This window comes from Azospirillum sp. (genome assembly GCF_035627195.1).
GTDB lineage: Bacteria > Pseudomonadota > Alphaproteobacteria > Azospirillales > Azospirillaceae > Azospirillum.
In genome coordinates this window covers 1-17,496 of sequence record NZ_DASPMG010000350.1, presented here as the reverse complement: position 1 = coordinate 17,496, position 17,496 = coordinate 1, and the positions used below count along the sequence as shown (strand labels likewise).

Genomic DNA, 17,496 nt, shown 5'->3' with positions numbered 1-17,496 from the left:
ACAATCCCGCGCCTGCCTTGTCAGTACAGGTAGCCGAATGGCTACCTGTCGGTGGCGGCGAAATCCGGCGGAACATCGGGTTTCAGATGGTCGAGCCGGACTCAGTCCTCGATGGCCTCGACACCAAGCTGCCTGAGGCGCTCAAGGTTGTCCTTCATGGCCTTGAGCGCCTCAGGGGAGTGTCCCTGCCAATCCGTGACCTCGCCCGTGACTCGCAGCGGATCCCGGGAGCGGTATGACTTCGTCGGATTGCCCGGGTACTTCTTGTCCGTTAAGTTGGGGTCATCTTCGATCGGACCGGTCGGTTCCACCACGTAGATCCTGCCTGGTCCGTCGCCCAGCGCCAGTTCGGCCCCCCAGGTGGCCGCATCCAACGTGGCCGTCAGATAGACGTAGGCCGCCTTCTTCCTCGTACCGTAGTTGGAATTATATCCGGGTCTGATCAGGTCCCCCCGCTTCAGATCGGCTTTCGTGCCGTGGTAGAACATCTGCGCATTCGGATCATCGATGGCCGCCATGCTTTCCCATACTGTTCGGTTACGCTGCCGCACGACGCCGTGCCCCATGTCGAGGCGTCATCGATGCCAAGCTGGGCTACAGCCCAAGATACGCCTGTTTCACCGCGGGGTCGGCCAGCAGCGCCTCGCCGGTGCCGGAGAGCACGACACGGCCGTTCTCCAGCACGTAGGCGCGCTGGGCCAGCTTCAGCGAGGCGGCGACGTTCTGTTCCACCAGGATGATGGTCATGCCTTCGTCGGCGAGGCGGCGGATGGTGCGGAACAGCTCCTGCACCAGGGCGGGGGCGAGGCCCAGCGAGGGCTCGTCGAACATGATCAGGTCGGGCTTGCCCATCAGGCAGCGGCCGATGGCCAGCATCTGCTGCTCGCCGCCCGACAGCGTGCCGGCGGCCTGTCCCAGCCGCTCCTCAAGGCGCGGGAACAGCGCCAGCACGTGCTGGTAGGTCTGCCTGGCGCCGGCGCGGGCGCGCGGGATGACGGCGCCCATCTCCAGGTTCTCGCGCACGGTGAGGCTGGGGAAGATCTGCCGCCCCTCGGCCACCTGCCCGATGCCCAGGTCGCACACCACGTGGCTGGGCAGGCCGGCGATGTCGCGGTCCTTGAAGCGGATCGTTCCCCCCGCCGGCTTCAGGATGCCGGAAATGGTGCGGATCAGCGAGGTCTTGCCGGCCCCGTTGGCGCCGACGATGGCGGTGGTGGTGCCGGTCTCCACGGCGATCGATACGCCGTCGAGCGCCTGGGCGTCGCCGTAGTAGAGGTCGAGGTCGGTGACGGTGAGCATCGGTCGGCACGCGGCGGCAGCGGGAACGGGGCGGCACTTTAATTCGGATGCCGCCCCGCCGCAAACCCGGACCTCTTGAACCCTGGCCTCAGGCGGCCACCGGCTCCTCGCGGGCGGCGGCGATCATCACGCCGGACAGGGCGCCGTAGGCGGTGGCCCAGGCGTCCTTGACGGCCGGGGTGAAGGCGTCGCCCAGGCCCTTCTCCAGGGTCCACAGCAGCGCCTCGCCCACGGTGGCGTACTGCGCCTCGGTGACGCCGTAGTGGACGTGGCGCCGCGCCATGGCCTTCACCGGCTCCAGCACGGTGTCCAGGCGGTCCAGCGCGTTCACCACCGTGGCCAGCGCCGCCATCAGCTTGGCGCCCTGGCCGCGGATGTCGCCCTTGAACAGGGACTTCGTCTCCGGCGCGATCTCGAACAGGCGGTTGTAGAACAGCTCGGCGGCCTGTTCCTTGATCGGCAGCACCTGCTTGAAGCTGTCGCGCACCAGGGCGATCTGTTCGGGCGTCATCTCTTGGCTCTCCTGTCGGACGGATGGCTGTCGTTGGTTCCGGCGCGGGCTACCCCTTCCGGCGCGCGGGACCATGCCCGTCCTGTGTTTCGCCCGTATGGCAAACGAACGGATTTTCGTTTCAGCCGCTTCACGCACCCCCTTGGTCGCGGATTGCTCGGTCGCGCAACTCGCGGCGGATGATCTTGCCGGTCGCGGTCATCGGCAGCGCGTCGACGAAGCGCAGGACGCGCGGGTACTCGTGCGCCGCCAGCCGCGTCTTCACGTGCTCCTGGATCTCGCGGGCCAGCGCGTCGCTGGGCGCCGCGTCGGGCTGCAGCACGACGTAAGCGGTGACCACCTCGGTGCGCAGCGGGTCGGGCACGCCGACCACGGCGGCCATGCGGACCGCCGGGTGGGCGATCAGGCAGTCCTCGATCTCACCCGGCCCGATGCGGTAGCCGGCCGAGGTGATGACGTCGTCGTCGCGGCCGACGAAGCGGACGTAGCCGTCCTCGTCCACCGTGCCCAGGTCGCCGGTGACCAACCAGTCGCCGATGAACTTCTCCGCCGTCGCCTTGGGGTTGGCCCAGTATTCCAGGAACATCACCGGGTCCGGCCGGTGCACGGCGATGTGGCCCAGCCGGCCCGGCGGCAGCGGGATGCCGTCGTCGCCGATCACCCGCACGTCGTGCCCCGGCGCCGAGCGGCCCATGATGCCGGGCTTGGGTGGCATCACGGCGGCGCAGGAGGAGACGATCATGTTGCACTCGGTCTGGCCGTAGAACTCGTTGATCGTCAGGCCGAAGGTGCGCCGGCCCCAGTCCAGCAGCTCCGCCCCCAGCGTCTCGCCGCCGGATGCGATGGAGCGCATGCGGAAGCTCCAGCGCTCCCGCGGGTTCTCCACGGCACGCATCATCTTCAGCGCGGTCGGCGGCAGGAAGGCGTTGCGGACGTCGAATTCCGCGATCAGGCGGAACGCCTCCTCCGCGTCGAACTTCTCGAACCGGTGGGCGACCACGGGGATGCCGTGGTGCCAGGCCGGCATCAGCACGTCCAGGAGGCCGCCGATCCACGCCCAGTCGGCCGGCGTCCAGATACGGTCGCCGTCCTGCGGGAACAGGTCGTGCGACATCTCCACCCCCGGCAGGTGGCCCAGCAGCACGCGGTGGGCGTGCAGCGCCCCCTTCGGCTGCCCCGTGGTGCCGGAGGTGTAGATGATGAGCGCCGGGTCGTCGGCCGACGTCGGCTCCGGCGCGAAGGCGTCGGAGTGCTGGCCGAGCAGCGCGTGGAAGTCGAGGCAGCCGTCCCGCGCGCCGTCGATGCACAGCACCGTCCGCAGGTCCGGCAGCTCGGCGCGGATGGCGGCCAGCTTCTCCGCCCCGGCCGTGTCGGTGACCACCACCTTGGCGCCGCAGTTGGACAGGCGGTAATGGAGCGCGTCGACGCCGAACAGGGTGAACAGCGGCACGGCGATGGCGCCCAGCTTGTAGGTGGCGACGTGCGACACTGCCGTTTCCGGCGCCTGGGGCAGCAGGATGCCGATCCGGTCGCCCCGCACCACGCCAAGCCCGCGCAGGGCGTTCGCCAGCTGGTTCGACAGGTGGCGCATGCCGGCGAAGGTGTATTCCGCCACGCTGCCGTCGCGTCGCTTGAAGATCAGGGCGGTGCGGCCGGGGTCGCGCTCGGCCCACTTGTCGCAGACGTCCACGCCGATGTTGTAGCGGGCCGGCACCTCCCAGCGGAAGTCGGCCGCGATCTCCTCGTAACGCGCGCCCTGCGGCAGCATGAACCCTCTCCCCGACGCATTGTTCGTTGCGCCAAGCTTACGTCCCCGTCCTGCGCGCGCCAACAGCCGACTTACGCAATTTGGCGAGGGGCACACCTGCACGAACGGGCTGTGACACAATGCGCCGCGACGGCCGGGGTGGGGGCAGCGATAATGTTGTGGCAACGAACAATACGGGAGGAAGCGATGCTCATGCGTTCCCAGGTCGAGGCCAAGGTGCTGAAGCGCATGGCCGAGGATCCCGGTTTCCGCGGCCGCCTGCTGGCCAACCCGAAGGCGACCCTGGAAGCCGAGTTCAAGCTGTTCTTGTCGCCCGCCGTGCGCGTCACCCTGCACGAGGACAGCGCGGAGACGCTGCACATCGTGCTGCCCTCCGACGACGCGGGCGGGCGGATGGCGGCCATGCCCCCGCCGGTGGCCGACGACCGCCACCCGGGCAACCGGACGCCTGCCCGCTGACGGGGCGGCCCGGCCGATTGGTCTGGCCCGGCGGCATGGCCGGGTGGATGGTGACCTTTTGAGGGGCTGGAATAAAGGGCGTGTCTGGGCGTTGATGACGGGTGAGGACCCCGCCGGCGGGGTCTTCCCAACTTTTCGCGTCACGCAACGAGACACACGATGAAAGCCAAACCCTTCGTCGCCGCCGTCCTTTCCGCCGGCATCCTGGCCGGCTGCGCCCAGCAGGGCCCCTATGGCTCCGCCGACGGCGGATACGGTGTGGGCGGCATGGGCACCAAGCAGACCGTGGGCACCGTCCTGGGCGGCGTGGCCGGCGGCCTCGCCGGGTCGCGCTTCGGCGGCGGTGCGGGCAAGCTGGCCGCGGTCGGCATCGGCACCCTGCTGGGCGCGGCACTCGGCAACGCCGCCGGTTCCTCGCTGGACCGCGCCGACGTGGCCTACGCCCAGCGCGCCGAGAGCCAGGCGTACAACGCGCCGACCGGCAGCACCATCCGCTGGAACAACCCGCAGAACGGCAACTGGGGCACCTACACGCCGACCCGCGAAGGCACCGGCCCGACCGGCGAGTACTGCCGCGAGTACCAGACCACCTTCTCCGTCGGCGGCCAGATCGAGCGCGGCACCGGAACCGCCTGCCGCCAGCCGGACGGCACGTGGCGCGTGGTCAGCTGAGGCCGCGAATGCAACCGGATGCAACCGGATGCAACACTTTCGGGTGGGTGTTTCATTCGGGGGCTCCGTTCCAGCGCGATCCCGAGGGCGGCGGACGCCGCCCCATGATCGCCCCCAGCATGCCACCCCAATAGGAATTTTGTCAAATCGGGCAGCTCAGATCGGGTAGCGGGCGCTAAGCCTCTTCCGTGCCGAGGTAGGATTGGATGACGCGTTCGTCCGCCACCACCTCGGCCGGGGTGCCGTCGGCGATCTTCTCGCCGTGGTCCAGCACCACGACGCGGTCGGACAGCGCCATGACCGCGCGCATGACGTGCTCGATCATCAGGATCGTCAGCCCCTCGCGCCGGTTCAGGTCGCGCAGCACCTCGACCATGCGGTCGACCTCGGTCGGGCGCAGGCCGGCCAGCACCTCGTCCAGCAGCAGCAGGTCCGGACGGGTGGCGAGTGCGCGGGCCACCTCCAGCCGCTTGCGGTCGGGCAGCGTCAGGCTGCGCGCCGGGCGCACCGCCTGCTCGGCGAGGCCGAGCCGCTCCAGCACCGCCCGTGCCTGGGCGCGCGCGGTGGCGACGGCGCGTTCGCGGGCCAGCGCGCCCACCACCACGTTGTCCTCCACCGACAGATCGCCGAACGGCTTGACGATCTGGAAGGTCCGGCCGATGCCGGCGGCGCAGACGTCGTGCGGGCGCAGACCCGTGATCGGACGGCCGCGCAGGGTCACCTGCCCCTCGTCCGGCGCGAAGACGCCGGCGATCAGGTTGAAGGTGGTCGTCTTGCCCGCCCCGTTCGGGCCGATCAGCGCGACGATGCCGCCCTCCGGCACCGTGAAGCTGACGTTGGAGACGGCCCTCAGGCCGCTGAAGCGCTTGGACAGGGACGCGACGTCGAGCAGGGCCATCACGCCTCCTCCCCCGGCCGGCGGACGAGCTTCAGGCGGCGGGCCAGCCAGGGCCAGACGCCGTCCGGACGGAAGACGATGATCACCACCAGCGCCGCCCCGTAGAACAGCTGCTTCATGCCCGGCACGTCGAAGCCCATCCGCTCGATGACGTGCGTCAGCCCCTCGCCCAGCGGCGTCAGGATGAAGGCGCCCAGGATGGGGCCGAACAGCGTGCCGATGCCGCCGACGATGGCCGGCAGGATGATCTCGATGGAGCGGCCCATGGAGAACACCTGCTCCGGGAACAGGTTGTTGAAGTAGAAGGCCTGGAAGACGCCGGCCAGCGCCGTCATCGCCGCCGACACGACGACGGCGCGGATGCGCGCGGCGAACAGGTCGACGCCGGAGGCCTCGGCCGCGTCCGGCTCCTCCCGGATCGCCAGCCACTGGTAGCCGAGGCGCGAGTGCAGCAGGCGTTGCGACACCAGCAGCGCCGCCGCCGTCATCGCCAGGATCACGTAGTAGAACAGCGTGGGCGAGCCGCGCAGGTTCAGCAGGTCGTCGCCGCCATTGGCCGCCACCGGGATGAAGAAGCCGGCCGAGCCGCCGGTCCAGCCGATGTGGTCGAAGCCGATGCGCGCCACCTCGGCGAACGCGATGGTCAGCAGCGCGAAGTGCACGCCGCGCACGCCGAAGCGGAAGCCCAGGAAGCCGATGAAGGCCGCCGCCCCCACCGCCAGCGCCATGCCCGCCCACAGCCCCAGCCACGGCCCCAGCCCGAAATGCACGAACAGCGCCGCACTGGCGTAGGCGCCCAGACCCACGTACAGCGCGTGGCCGAGCGACAGCAGGCCGGCGAAGCCCATCATGACGTTCCACGCCTGCCCGACGTAGGCGAACCACAGCACGGTGGTGAGCACCGACAGCACGTAGCGGTCCGCCACGGCGGGCACCACCAGCAGCGCCAGCGCCAGCAGCGCCAGCAGGATCCCCCCGCGCGCGGTCACGAGCGCCTCCCCAGCAGGCCCTGCGGGCTCAGCAGCAGCACGACGATGAGCACGAGGTAGCCGACCAGCGCCTTCAGGGACGGCACCAGCAGCACGCCAGCCAGCGCCTCCGTCACGCCGATCAGCACGCCGCCCAGCAGCGCGCCGGGCAGGCTGCCCAGGCCGCCGATGATGACGATGACGAAGGACAGCAGCGTGTATTCCGGCGCCAGCTGCGGCCGCGTCTCGACCACCAGCGTCATCAGCGCGCCGGCGACGCCGACCACGGCGGCGCCGATGCCGAAGGTGAAGGCGTACAGCCCGTCGATGTCCAGGCCCACGACGCGGGCACCCAGCGGGTTGTCGGCGCAGGCGCGGATGGCCTTGCCGGTGCGGCTGAAGCGGAAGAAGGCGAACAGCGCGGCGGCCACGGCGACCGCCCCCGCCGCGGCGCGCAGGCGCACGGCGTCGAGCCGCAGCGGCCCGACCTCCACGGAATCGAACACGTAGTCGACCTGGACGCCGCGGGAATCCGGCCCGAAGACCATCAGCAGCGCGTTCAGCAGGATGGTGGCGATGCCCAGCAGCAGGATGAACTGCATGTGCTCCGGCCGCTCGACGAAGCGGTTGACGAGCCCGCGCTGCAGCAGCCAGCCGAAGCCGAACAGCACCGCCGCCACGACGGGCGCGGACAGGACGGGATCGAGGCCGAGGAAGCCGAACAGCAGGACGGCGCCGTACATGCCGGCGACCATCATCTCCCCGTGCGCGAAGTTGACCACGCGCACCACGCCGAAGATGACCGACAGCCCGAGCGCCGCCAGCCCGTACACCAGCCCGGTCAGCAATCCGGAGGCGACGATGTTGAGATAGAAGTCGACCGGCATGGGTTCCCGCCGTGCGTTACAGCCTTGCGGGTTACCAGATCATTCAAATACCAAGCAAGTCCTAAACCCCTCCCCAGCCCCGCCGGGGGAGGGAGGGGCGCAAGCGAAGCTTGGGAGGGTGGGGGCAAGCTGTTCGCGAGAATCAGCGGCTTCCTGTCTGCCGCAAAGGCCGTTGCCCCCACCCTAACCCTCCCCCACCGGGGGCGGGGGAGGGAACAACCACGAGCCCCGCATACTCGTACCAGGGGTGGCGCGGTTTCAGGGGCTGGGGGTCGTCGTCGGCTTCGATGCCGGCGTCGCGCCAGGGGTCGTCGTTGAACATGGGGTCGAACATGGGGTGGGTTCTTCTTGTGGTTGGCCGGCGGCAACGACCGGCTATCCGAGACCAACACCCCGCCGCCCCACCCTATTCCCGGCGGCCGGTGCGGGGCGGCGGACGCTCGGCGACCGGGGTCGGGGTGCGGCCGCGCAACTCGGCGAGGCGGTCCTCCAGGTCCTGCAGGCGGCCGGTGAGCGCGGTGCGCAGGCAGGCGCGGGCGGAGGCGGCCGCTGCGGGGTCGGCCTCGCTGCCGGCGCGGATCCAGCACAGCGCCGCGACGCGCTCGTCGAAGCGGCGGTCGTCCTGGGCCAGCGTGTAGGCGGCGGTTTCGCGCGCAGTGGCGGGAAGTGCGGCCACCCCGTCCTGGCGGCGCTGGCGCGCCCGGCCGTCGAGCAGCGCCAAATCGGCGTCGCCGCAGATCATCCGGCGCAACGGCGCCGTCGCCGTGGCGCAGCGCGGGTCGGGTGGTGGGGGTGCCGCCGGGGGTGAAGCGGCTGCCACCGGTGCGGAGATCGGTGGCGGAGGGGGCGCGGCGCGCTGGGCCACCGGCTGTGGGGAGGGTTGTGGGGTTTGCGGCGGGGAGGCCAGGAAGGGGGCGTCGACGACGCGCACCGGCGTGCCGACGGAGGTGGCGGCGAAGACCGTGGCGATGTCGTCGGGCAGCATGCGGAAGCAGCCGCTGCTGGCGCGGCGGCCGATCGACGTCGGCTCGTTGGTGCCGTGGATGGCGATGGCGGTCCAGCCGAGGTCCAGCGCGTGCTGGCCCAGCGGGTTGTCCGGCCCCGGCGGCACCGACAGCGGCAGCGACGGCTTGGCGCGGCGCTGGCTGGCGGTGGGGTGCCAGGTCGGGTTGCGGCGCTTGCGCACCACCGTGCTGTCGCCGCGCGGGATGTCGACGCCCGGCCGGCCGATGGCGACCGGGAAGGCGCGCACCGCGCCGCCCTCCATCAGGTAGAGCTTGCGGTCGGCGAGGCTGATGACGATGCGGGGGCCGTCGTCCTGCGCGCGGGCCGCGCCGGGAGCCAGGACGCACCCCAGCACGGCGCACGCCAGCACGAAGGCGCGCGTGCGTGCGCGCACCCCTTCGCCACGGCGCGGTGTCGGCGGTTGGCTGCCCATGCCCCCGAGTGCACCCGCAATCCCCTAAGACCCGGTTAAAGCGGGGAAAACCGTGCCCCGGAAAAGCGGTCGCCACGGCGGCGGCAAAATCGGTAGACTGCGGACCCTTTTCGCCCGGGAAGAGCACCCATGGAGACCATCGAGCAGGCCCTGGCCATCGCCACCGCCCACCACAAGGCCGGACGCACCGCGGAGGCCGAGCGGATCTACCGGGAAATCCTGGAGCGCGCGCCCCGGCAACCGGACGCGCTGCACCTGCTGGGCGTGCTGGCGCTGCAGGGCGGGCGGCCGGACGAGGCGGCGCGGCTGATCGGCGAGGCGGTGGCGGCGGACGGCGAGACGCCGCTGTTCCACGCCAACCTCGGCCACGCGCTGCACGCCGGCGGCCGGCACGGCGAGGCGGCGCTGAGCTTCGCCCGCGCGCTGGTGCGCACGCTGCGGCACGCCGAAGGCGGCGGTAAAGAAGGCGGCAACAACGTCAACGCGCTGGCCACGCTGATCCGGCGCTACGACAACGAAACGCGGCAGGCGGCGGTGCGGGTGGTGGAAGAGGCCGGCGTGCCGGCGGACGCCCTGCGGCGGCATTCGCTGCTGTTCCACCTCGGCGGCGACGTGCGCCACTACCGCGACCTTGCCGCCACCCTGCTGCGTGATCCGCAGCGCTTCACCGTGCCGGCGCTGCACCACGCCTACTGGGGCATGGCGATGCAGCTGTTCCTCGGCGACGCGTGCACGGGCGACGCCGGCGCCTTCATGGCGGGCGAGTTCCGGCGCCTCTACGACGTGCTGGTGGAGGAGACGGCGCTGCGCTACGGCGTGGCGGCGCGGCTGATGCCGGCGGGGGCGCGGAACGCGGTGACGCGCGTCGCGCTGGTCACCAACCAGATGCTGGGCGACGGGCACCAGCCGACGCTGGACGCCTTCGACTACGCGCGGCGCCTGCAGGACGACTTCGGCCGCGAGGTGCTGGTCGTCAACGCCAACGCCATGGCGACGGAGGGCGAAGCCGGCTTCATCCCCGCCTTCGCCTACAACGTGACCGAGGAGTACCGGGGCCTGCAGACCATCGAGGCACGGGGGGCGCGGATCCGCATGGCCTCCTTCCCGCAGCGGTCCTTCGACCAGGACAAGGTGGCGGCCGTCGTCGACGCGGTGGAGCGGTTCGACCCCGACGCGGTCGTCGCGTTCGGCGCCTCCAACGTCATCGCCGACCTGTTCGCGGCGACGCGGCCGGTGGTGTGCGTGCCCACCTCCTCCGGCCTGCCGCACACGCAGGCGCACCTCGTGCTGGCGTACGACGGGGCGGACGACGCAGCCGGCTGGCCGGCGGACCTGCGCGAGCGCTTCCGCCCGTTCGCCTTCGGCTGGAACCCGCCGCCCACGGGGGAGACGCCGCCGCGCGGCGCCTACGGCCTGCCGGCGGAGGGGGCCTTGTTCGTGGTGGTCGGCAACCGGCTGGACCACGAGGTGGACGGGGTGTTCCTCGGCCTGATCGACGGGCTGCTGGACCGGCTGCCGGATGCGTGCGTCGCCTTCGCGGGCGGGGTGGAGCGGCTGCCGGGCCGGGTCGAGGCGTTGCGCAACGCCGCGCGGGTGCGCTGCCTGGGGCATGTGGACGACATCCGCGCGCTGTACCGCGTCGCCACCGCGGCGCTGAACCCGCCGCGCCAGGGCGGCGGCGGCAGCGTCGCCTTCGCGTTGGCGGAGGGGCTGCCGGTGGTCACGCAGGGCGTGGGCGATGGTGCCCGCGTCGCCGGCCCGGCGTTCACCGTGGCGGACGCCGCGGGCTTCGCCGGGCGGTGCGCGGCGCTGGCCGGGGACGAGGCGTTCCGGACGGGCCAGGCCGAGGCCGCCCGGGACCGGTTCGCCGGGATCGGCGACCGGCACCGGTCGGTGGAGCGGCTGCTGGCCTGTTGCCTGGAGGCGCAGGCGCTGGTGTGACGGCCGCCTCAGGCCGTCACGAACCAGCCGCTGTTGACCTGGGCCGCCGACACGCCCTGCAGCAGCAGGCTGTTGGTGCCCAGTGAGACCGCCCCCAGCGAGACCAGGGCGCCGCCCGTCGCGTCGGCCACCGTCCAGACCGCACCCGTGGCGATCTGGATGCGGTCGCCCTGGGCGAACAGGAAGTCGGTCACCACGTCGGCGTCGGTCTGCGTGTTCAGCACGAAGCGGTCGGCGCCGGCCCCGCCGGTCAGCACGTCGGCGCCGCGCCAGCCGGCCAGCACGTTGGCGGCGTCGTTGCCGACGAGCGTATCGTTGCCGTCGCCGCCGTACGCCTTCTCGATCACGGTGCCGGTTGCGATGCGCAGCGGGGCGCCGTCGATCGAGGACAGCGCGCCGGGGCGCAGGTCGATCAGGCTGTTGCCGGTGACCGCGCTGGCGTTCAGCGTGTCGGTGCCGGCCGCGTCGATCAGCGTGGCGCGGCTGGTGTCGGCGGTCGCCAGTTCGGCGTACTCGTCGGTGAAGACGAGCAGGTCGTCCTCGCCGGCCGCCTTGCCGTAGGCGGTGAGGCCGAAGTCATGCAACTCGCCGGTGCCCTTGCCGCCCAGGTCCTGGATGTTCACCGTCCAGGCGCCGGCACTGCCCTCGCCCCAGTGCGCCACGCTGGTGAAGACGTAGTTCAGCGTGGTCTGTCCCTGGATACCGTCGGCGCTGATCTCGCCGCTCCACGACGGCACCCAGTCGGGGGAAACGCCGGGGCGGTCCATCAGCACGCTCTGCGTGCCGTCGGGCGAGGTGAGCGTGATCTTCAGGTCGCCCCACCAGCTGTGGTCGGCCAGCACGCCGAACTCCACCCACTCCACGTCGATGTCGTCGGTCACGGCGAACGTGTAGGTCAGGCCGGCCGCCGACTGGTCGGGGATGGCGGCGGCGGGATCGGTGAGCGGTCCGCCGACGGCCTTCACCTCGTTGAAGGCGGTCGACTGGCGCTCCCACGTCTCGGCCAGGCGCACGGCGGCGCGGGCATCCACGAAGCCGTAGCCGTAGTCGGGGCTGTAGTGCATGCCGCCGCCGTTCCACGTCCCGGCGCCGTTCACCTGCCAGTCGTAGCGCTCGTAGGTGCCGGGGGCGCCGGTGTAGACGCGGGCGCTGGCGGCCAGGATCTCCTGCACGTCGCGGTAGCCGAGCGTGGGGTTGGCCTCCAGCACCAGCGCGCTGACGCCCGACACCACCGGCGACGCCGCCGAGGTGCCGTTCATGCGGTCGGTGTAGTCGCCGTCGTCGTAGCCGGCGGTGCCGGACGGCGACATGCCGGCCGGACCCAGCCAGTCGGTGGTCACCGTGCGGTCGGGGTAGTCCGGTTCGCCCGGCGGCAGGACGATGTTGCGGTCGACGGCGGCGGTGACCAGGTTGGGTGTGCCGGGCGTGCTGTAGTTGATGACGTCGCCCTGGTTGGAGCCGGCGGCGACGGTGATCACGTGCCGGTCGTTCTGGAAGTCGGAGTAGTTGGAGTTGTCTCCCCCCCAGCGGTCGTTGCCCGCCGCCGCCACAATCACCGTGCCCAGCCCGCCGCGCCCGGTCAGCGCCGCCGCCGTCAGCGCGAAGGAGAAGTCCTCGTTGGTCGACAGCATGCCGTTGTTGTAGACGGCGGAGCCCAGGTTCCAGCTGTGGTTCACAACCTCGAAGCGGTCCTGTTGCGCCATCATGGCGTCGATCGTCCGGGCGGGCACCGCGAAGACGTCGGCCCCCGACAGCGTGGCGCCGTAGGCGACGCCGACACCGCCGATGCCGTTGTCGGCCGTCTCGGCGACGATGCCGGCCACCGCCGTGCCATGCGCGTAGGACGGGTCGGAGAAGTTGGTGGACATCGGGTCCATCACCGTCCCCGCCACCCGGGTGTGCAGGCTGGCGTCGTAGTTGGCGGCGAGGTCGGGGTGCGTGTACTGGACGCCGGTATCGTAGATGCCGACGGTGACGCCCTTGCCGGTGTAGTCGTCCCACACCGGGACGACGTTGGCGTCCACGCCCGGCCGGCCGCCGAACTGGCCGGTATTGAGCAGGTGCCACTGGTACTGGAAGAGCGGATCGTTGGGAAGCGCAGCCATGGCGGGAACTCCTGAATGCGGTTGGGCGTGCCGAGCGGCTGCGCTCAGGCGGTGATGAACCAGGATGCCTCGACCTGCCGGGCCGAGATGCCCGCCAGGATGATGGAGGCATCGGGGCCGACGGTGATCTCCGCGCCGAAGTCGGCGTCGGCCACCGTGTAGGTCAGGCCGGGCGCCAGGCCGATGCGGTCGCCCGCGGCGGCGTTGAAGTCGGTGATCATGTCCTCGTCGCTGTAGCGGGTCACCAGGAAGGTGTCGGCGCCGGCCCCGCCGGTCAGCACGTCGGTGCCGCGCCCGCCGAACAGCAGGTTGTCGGCGGCGTTGCCGGTGATGAAGTCGCCGCCGTCGCCGCCGTACGCCCGCTCGATGACCGTGTCGCGGCCGATGGCGAACCACGCGCCGTCGATCTTCGACAGCGTGCCGGGCAGCAGCGAGATGGTGCTGCCGGTCGACACCGCGGCGGCGTTCAGCGTGTCGGTTCCCCCGGTGTCGCCCAGCACGATGCGGTCGAGCTTGCCGCCGCCGACCTCGGCGTATTCATCGGTGAAGACGTACAGGTCGTCGGCGGTGTCCGGGGCACCGTAGGCGGTGAGCTTGGCGCCCTCGAAGGTGCCGGCGCCCAGGGGGCCGACGTCCTTGACCGTCAGGGTCCACTCGCCCGCGCTGGACTCGCCGCGGTGCGCCGCGCTGGTCAGCACGAAGTTCAGGTAGCCTTCGCCCTCCAGCCCCGTAGTGCTGTAATGCGGGTTGTCCGAATCGACGTAGCCGGGGGACACGCGCGGCCGGTCGATGAGCGTGCTGACGGTGCCGTCGGGCGAGGTCAGCGTGACCTGCAGGTCGCTCCACCACGAGTGGTCGACGTGCAGTTCGAGCTGGATCCATTCCACGTCCACGCCGCCCGACAGCGAGAAGGTGTGGCTGACGCCCGCCCCGCCCTCCGGGATCGCGGTGCCGAGGCCGAGCGGAGAGGTGGCCGTGACGGAGGTCTCGTTGAAGGCGGTGGACTGCTTCTCCCACGTCTCGGCCAGCCGCACGGCGGCGCGGGCGTCGACGAAGCCGTAGCCGTAGTCGTGGCTGAAGTGCATGCCGCCGCCGTTCCAGCCGTCGGCGCCGTTCTCCTGCCAGCGGTACAGCTCGAACGTGCCGGGGCCGTCGAAGCGGCGGGCGGTGGCGGCCAGGATCTCCTGCACGTCGCGGAAGCCGAGTTCGGGGTTGGCCTCCAGCATCAGCGCGGTGATGCCGGACACCATGGGGGCCGCGGCCGAGGTGCCGTCCATGGCGTCGGTGTAATCGCCGCCGTAGAACCCTTCGACGTAAATCGGCGACGGGCCCTGTTCGCCCAGGAAGTCGGTGGTGGTGGTCTTGTGCGGGTGGGCGGGGTCGGCGGCCTTCGCCACCTCCGTCCGGTCGACGGGGGCGGTGACCAGGATGGGGGCGCCGGGGGTGCTGTAGTCGGTGATCGCCCCTTCGTTGGTGCCGGCGGCGACGGTGACCGTCTGCCGCTCGTTGCCGAAGTTGCTGTAGTTGGCGTTGTCGCCCGCCTCGCGGCTGTTGCCCGACGCCACCACCATGACGGTGCCCAGCCCGTCGCGCCCGGACAGCGCGCTCAGGCGCACGGGCAGCGCGATCGTCTCGCCGCCTTCGAGCAGGCGGTTGAACTGGCTGTTGAACGACTGCGATGGCCCCCACGAGTGGTTCACCACGTCGAAGCGGCTCTGCTGGATCATGGCGGCGGACGTGGCGGCCTCGCTCGGCATCTCCAGGATGCGCACGCCGGACAGGGTGGCGTCGTAGGCGACGCCGGCCACGCCCTGGCCGTTGTTCGCCTCGGCGCCGATGATGCCGGCCACCTCGGTGCCGTGCGCGTTGTTGGGGTTGTTCAGGTCTGTCGGAAAGGCGTCGTGCGTGGTGCCGCCGATCGACAGGTGGAGGGACCGGTCGTAGTTGCCGTCGAGGTCGGGGTGGGTGTACTGCACGCCCGAATCATAGACGCCGACCGTCACGCCCTTGCCGGTGTAGTCCTCCCACACCGGGACGACGTTGAGGTCGACGCCCGGCTTGCCGCCGAACTGTCCGGTGTTGAGCAGGTGCCATTGTTGGCTGAAGAGCGGATCGTTCGGCAGTGCGGCCATGCGCAGGTCTCCCCCGGGTCGATGAAAGGGGGCGCCGGTGCCGGTCCGCCACCCTCCCGCATGGGGAAAGCCCGCAGCCCGTGCAGGTTTTTAGTCTCGAACCGGTTTCGCCCCTACATTGCGCCTCGGTAGCGAGGCAACCGGGGGCTTTGCAATGAAAAAAGACCGCGCGCCGATGGTGCATCAACAGAGGTTGATGCGGTGCCGCGGCGTCGCTGGCGGGCCCCGCCCCTGCCGGACAGGGCCCGCCGCGGTCGTCAGGTGCGCTTGCTCCAGCCCGGCATCGGGAACACCGGGTCGGCCTCGGCCGAGGCCTTGGGCAGCACCACGGTGGGGCGCTGCTTGATGTTCTGCACGCAGGCCGAGGCCAGGTTCACGTTCTGGCCCTTGGCGTCGAAGGTGATGGCGGGACCCACCATCATCTTGTCCTTCAGGTTGGTGGCGCGCAGCGCCGTCAGCATCGGCTCCGGCGCGGGCGAGCCGGCGCGCTTGAAGGCGTCGGCGGCTACCAGGATGGCCTCCAGCGTGAAGGCGACGTTGAAGGCGTAGCCCTCGAACCGGTCACTGGGGAACGCCTTCTTGAAGGCGGCCTCGACACGCCTGGTCATCTCCGCCTTGGGGTCGTACCAGGGCAGGTTGGTGATGGCGTAGTCCACGTACTTGCCCAGCGCCTTGTAGGTCTGCTCGTCATAGAGGCCGGGCGAGCCGGGGGAGACGATGCCCATCGGCTCCCACCGCTGCTTGACCATCTCCTTGACGATCATGATGGCGTCGGCGGCGCGGGTGGTGACGATGGCAAGCTCGGCGCCGGTCGCCTTGGCCTTCGCCACCTCGATCGACAGGTCCTGCGCCTTCGGGTCGTAGGCGATCGATTCGACGATGCCGAACGGCATGTTCAGCGTCGGGAACAGGGTGTCGATCGCCTTCTTGTTCGCCATGCCGAAGGTGTCGTTGGCGTGCAGGAAGACGGCCGTCTTGGGCGTGGCGCCGGTGGCGGCGAACAGGTCCTTCATCAGCGCCATGCCGTTGCTGATCAGCATGGTCGAGGTGGGGAAGTTGCGGAAGACGGTCTTGTAGCCCTGTTCGGTCAGGCCGTCGGCGGCGGCGATGTTCATCACCAGCGGCACGCCGCGCTGTTCGCAAACCTGGGCGGCGGCGGCGGTCTGGCCGCTGTCGAAGGCGCCGATGATGACGTTGGCCCCGTCGTTGATCAGCTTCTCCGTGCGCGAGCGCGCCACGTCGACGTTCGATTCCGTGTCGGCCGACAGGATCTCCACCTTGTAGCCCAACTCCGACAGCACGGCCGGCGCGATGTCGGCGCCGCGCTGGCAGGCCTGTCCCGCCTGCGCCAGATGGCCGGAGCGCGGCAGCAGCACGCCGACCTTCAGCGCCTGGTTCTGGGCGAAGGCGGGCGCCTTGCCGAAGGCGGCCAGCGCGCCGGCGGCCACGGCGGCCCCCACGGCAGCCTGGGAGAACTGCCGGCGCGTCAGGCCGGCGGAAAACGGGGTCTTGTCGCGGGACATGGTGGGCGATCTCCCTGCCGTTTGTTCTGGTAAGACCGGAACTTTCGCCCATCGAGGCGGCAAGGCAAAGCGGAATTCCGCGGCTTGATTCTGCGGCTTGATTCCGCGGTTCGGCGCCGCCTGCGCAACGGCATAGGCGGTTCGGCCGCGACACGACGCGCGTTGCGGCGGATGCTGCGGCGCATACACTGTTTGAATGCGAATCCCAGCAGCGCGTCCAACCTGTGGATGGCGACGATGATGGCGAGCGCTCAATCCCCGGTCACCCTCCGGCCGATCACCTGGTCCCCCCGTCTGGAACTCGGCATCGAACGGATCGATGCCCAGCACCAGTGTCTGGTGTGGCTGCACAACGACCTCGTCCGGGCCCTGTCGCACGGGGTGAGCGTGGACATGGCGACGCGGATCATGGGCGAGCTGCGCCGCTACGCCGCCTATCACTTCGCGGAGGAGGAAGAGTTGATCGAGCGCTGCGGCTATCCCCTGGCGGCGGCGCACCACCACCAGCACCGCGGCTTCGCCACGTCGCTGCGCAACATGACGACGACCGTGCGCGACACGGATTTCGCGGCGCAGATCGTCTTCTTCACCGGGACCTGGATTGAGGGGCACATCGCCCGCTCCGACAAGGACATCGCGCGTTACCTGCTGGACGGGCCGCGGATGTGCGCGTGAAGGGCGGATGACGTCGGGCTCGCGCTTTCGGCTCGAAAGAATCAAGGGCAGGCGCTTCTCATAGCCCCTCCCCCTTGACGGAGGGCTATCGCATCTGAGTAAAGCGCTCTCCGCCTGTTGACCTGAAGGAAGAGACCGAAGTGGCCTTTTCCTTCAGGAGACGCGCGATGCAGTCGCTCATTGAGATTTTCCGAGAGGTTCGCGATCCGCGCGACCCGAA

Annotated in this window: 15 protein-coding genes; 4 read left to right on the top strand and 11 right to left on the bottom strand. The window is 70.7% G+C overall.

Annotated elements, in window-relative coordinates; genetic code table 11:
• Window positions 1–101: 101 nt before the first annotated feature.
• The 4 genes from arr to VED21_RS31050 all read right to left on the bottom strand — a co-directional run bounded on the left by arr (window position 102) and on the right by VED21_RS31050 (window position 3,578).
• Window positions 102–518: an NAD(+)--rifampin ADP-ribosyltransferase gene (gene arr / locus VED21_RS31065; RefSeq protein ID WP_324889438.1), complete on the bottom strand. Its 417-nt coding sequence runs from the start codon at window positions 516–518 to the stop codon at window positions 102–104.
• Window positions 519–594: 76 nt separating this feature from the next.
• Window positions 595–1,299 carry an ABC transporter ATP-binding protein gene (locus VED21_RS31060; protein WP_324889436.1) on the bottom strand — a complete coding sequence of 235 codons (705 nt, stop codon included), beginning with the start codon at window positions 1,297–1,299 and terminating at the stop codon, window positions 595–597.
• Window positions 1,300–1,387: 88 nt separating this feature from the next.
• Window positions 1,388–1,810 carry a globin family protein gene (locus tag VED21_RS31055; protein WP_324889434.1) on the bottom strand — a complete coding sequence of 141 codons (423 nt, stop codon included), beginning with the start codon at window positions 1,808–1,810 and terminating at the stop codon, window positions 1,388–1,390.
• 130 nt (window positions 1,811–1,940) lie between these two features.
• A complete protein-coding gene (locus VED21_RS31050; RefSeq protein WP_324889433.1) occupies window positions 1,941–3,578 on the bottom strand; it encodes an acyl-CoA synthetase in 1,638 nt (545 codons plus the stop codon).
• 186 nt (window positions 3,579–3,764) lie between these two features.
• Here VED21_RS31050 and VED21_RS31045 point away from each other — a divergent pair, with 186 nt between their 5' ends.
• Window positions 3,765–4,037 (top strand): hypothetical protein, encoded by a 273-nt coding sequence (locus tag VED21_RS31045; RefSeq protein WP_324889432.1) that lies wholly within the window; start codon window positions 3,765–3,767, stop codon window positions 4,035–4,037.
• A 159-nt stretch (window positions 4,038–4,196) separates the two neighbouring features.
• Complete coding sequence (locus VED21_RS31040; protein ID WP_324889431.1) at window positions 4,197–4,709, top strand: RT0821/Lpp0805 family surface protein; 513 nt, start codon at window positions 4,197–4,199, stop codon at window positions 4,707–4,709.
• A gap of 175 nt (window positions 4,710–4,884) precedes the next feature.
• Here VED21_RS31040 and VED21_RS31035 read toward each other — a convergent pair whose 3' ends face one another.
• From VED21_RS31035 to VED21_RS31020, 4 genes are all read right to left on the bottom strand, one after another.
• Entirely contained in the window at window positions 4,885–5,610 is a 726-nt protein-coding gene (locus VED21_RS31035) for an ABC transporter ATP-binding protein (protein WP_324889430.1), read from the bottom strand.
• Window positions 5,607–6,596: a branched-chain amino acid ABC transporter permease gene (locus tag VED21_RS31030; RefSeq protein ID WP_324889429.1), complete on the bottom strand. Its 990-nt coding sequence runs from the start codon at window positions 6,594–6,596 to the stop codon at window positions 5,607–5,609. The genes VED21_RS31035 and VED21_RS31030 overlap by 4 nt, the downstream gene beginning before the upstream one ends.
• Entirely contained in the window at window positions 6,593–7,462 is an 870-nt protein-coding gene (locus VED21_RS31025) for a branched-chain amino acid ABC transporter permease (protein ID WP_324889428.1), read from the bottom strand. The genes VED21_RS31030 and VED21_RS31025 overlap by 4 nt, the downstream gene beginning before the upstream one ends.
• 406 nt (window positions 7,463–7,868) lie before the next feature.
• Entirely contained in the window at window positions 7,869–8,861 is a 993-nt protein-coding gene (locus VED21_RS31020; RefSeq protein ID WP_324889427.1) for a L,D-transpeptidase, read from the bottom strand.
• Window positions 8,862–9,029: 168 nt separating this feature from the next.
• On the opposite strand from VED21_RS31020, the gene VED21_RS31015 reads away from it, so the two are divergent.
• Window positions 9,030–10,841 carry a tetratricopeptide repeat protein gene (locus tag VED21_RS31015; RefSeq protein ID WP_324889426.1) on the top strand — a complete coding sequence of 604 codons (1,812 nt, stop codon included), beginning with the start codon at window positions 9,030–9,032 and terminating at the stop codon, window positions 10,839–10,841.
• A gap of 8 nt (window positions 10,842–10,849) precedes the next feature.
• Here VED21_RS31015 and VED21_RS31010 read toward each other — a convergent pair whose 3' ends face one another.
• The 3 genes from VED21_RS31010 to VED21_RS31000 all read right to left on the bottom strand — a co-directional run bounded on the left by VED21_RS31010 (window position 10,850) and on the right by VED21_RS31000 (window position 16,601).
• Entirely contained in the window at window positions 10,850–12,946 is a 2,097-nt protein-coding gene (locus tag VED21_RS31010; protein WP_324889425.1) for a S8 family serine peptidase, read from the bottom strand.
• A gap of 44 nt (window positions 12,947–12,990) precedes the next feature.
• Complete coding sequence (locus tag VED21_RS31005) at window positions 12,991–15,078, bottom strand: S8 family serine peptidase (protein ID WP_324889424.1); 2,088 nt, start codon at window positions 15,076–15,078, stop codon at window positions 12,991–12,993.
• Between the two features lie 257 nt (window positions 15,079–15,335).
• Window positions 15,336–16,601, bottom strand: a complete 1,266-nt coding sequence (locus tag VED21_RS31000) for an ABC transporter substrate-binding protein (RefSeq protein WP_324889422.1) — start codon at window positions 16,599–16,601, stop codon at window positions 15,336–15,338.
• 237 nt (window positions 16,602–16,838) lie between these two features.
• Between VED21_RS31000 and VED21_RS30995 the strand changes: the two genes are divergently transcribed.
• A complete protein-coding gene (locus VED21_RS30995) occupies window positions 16,839–17,276 on the top strand; it encodes a hemerythrin family protein (RefSeq protein ID WP_324889421.1) in 438 nt (145 codons plus the stop codon).
• Window positions 17,277–17,496 lie beyond the last annotated feature (220 nt).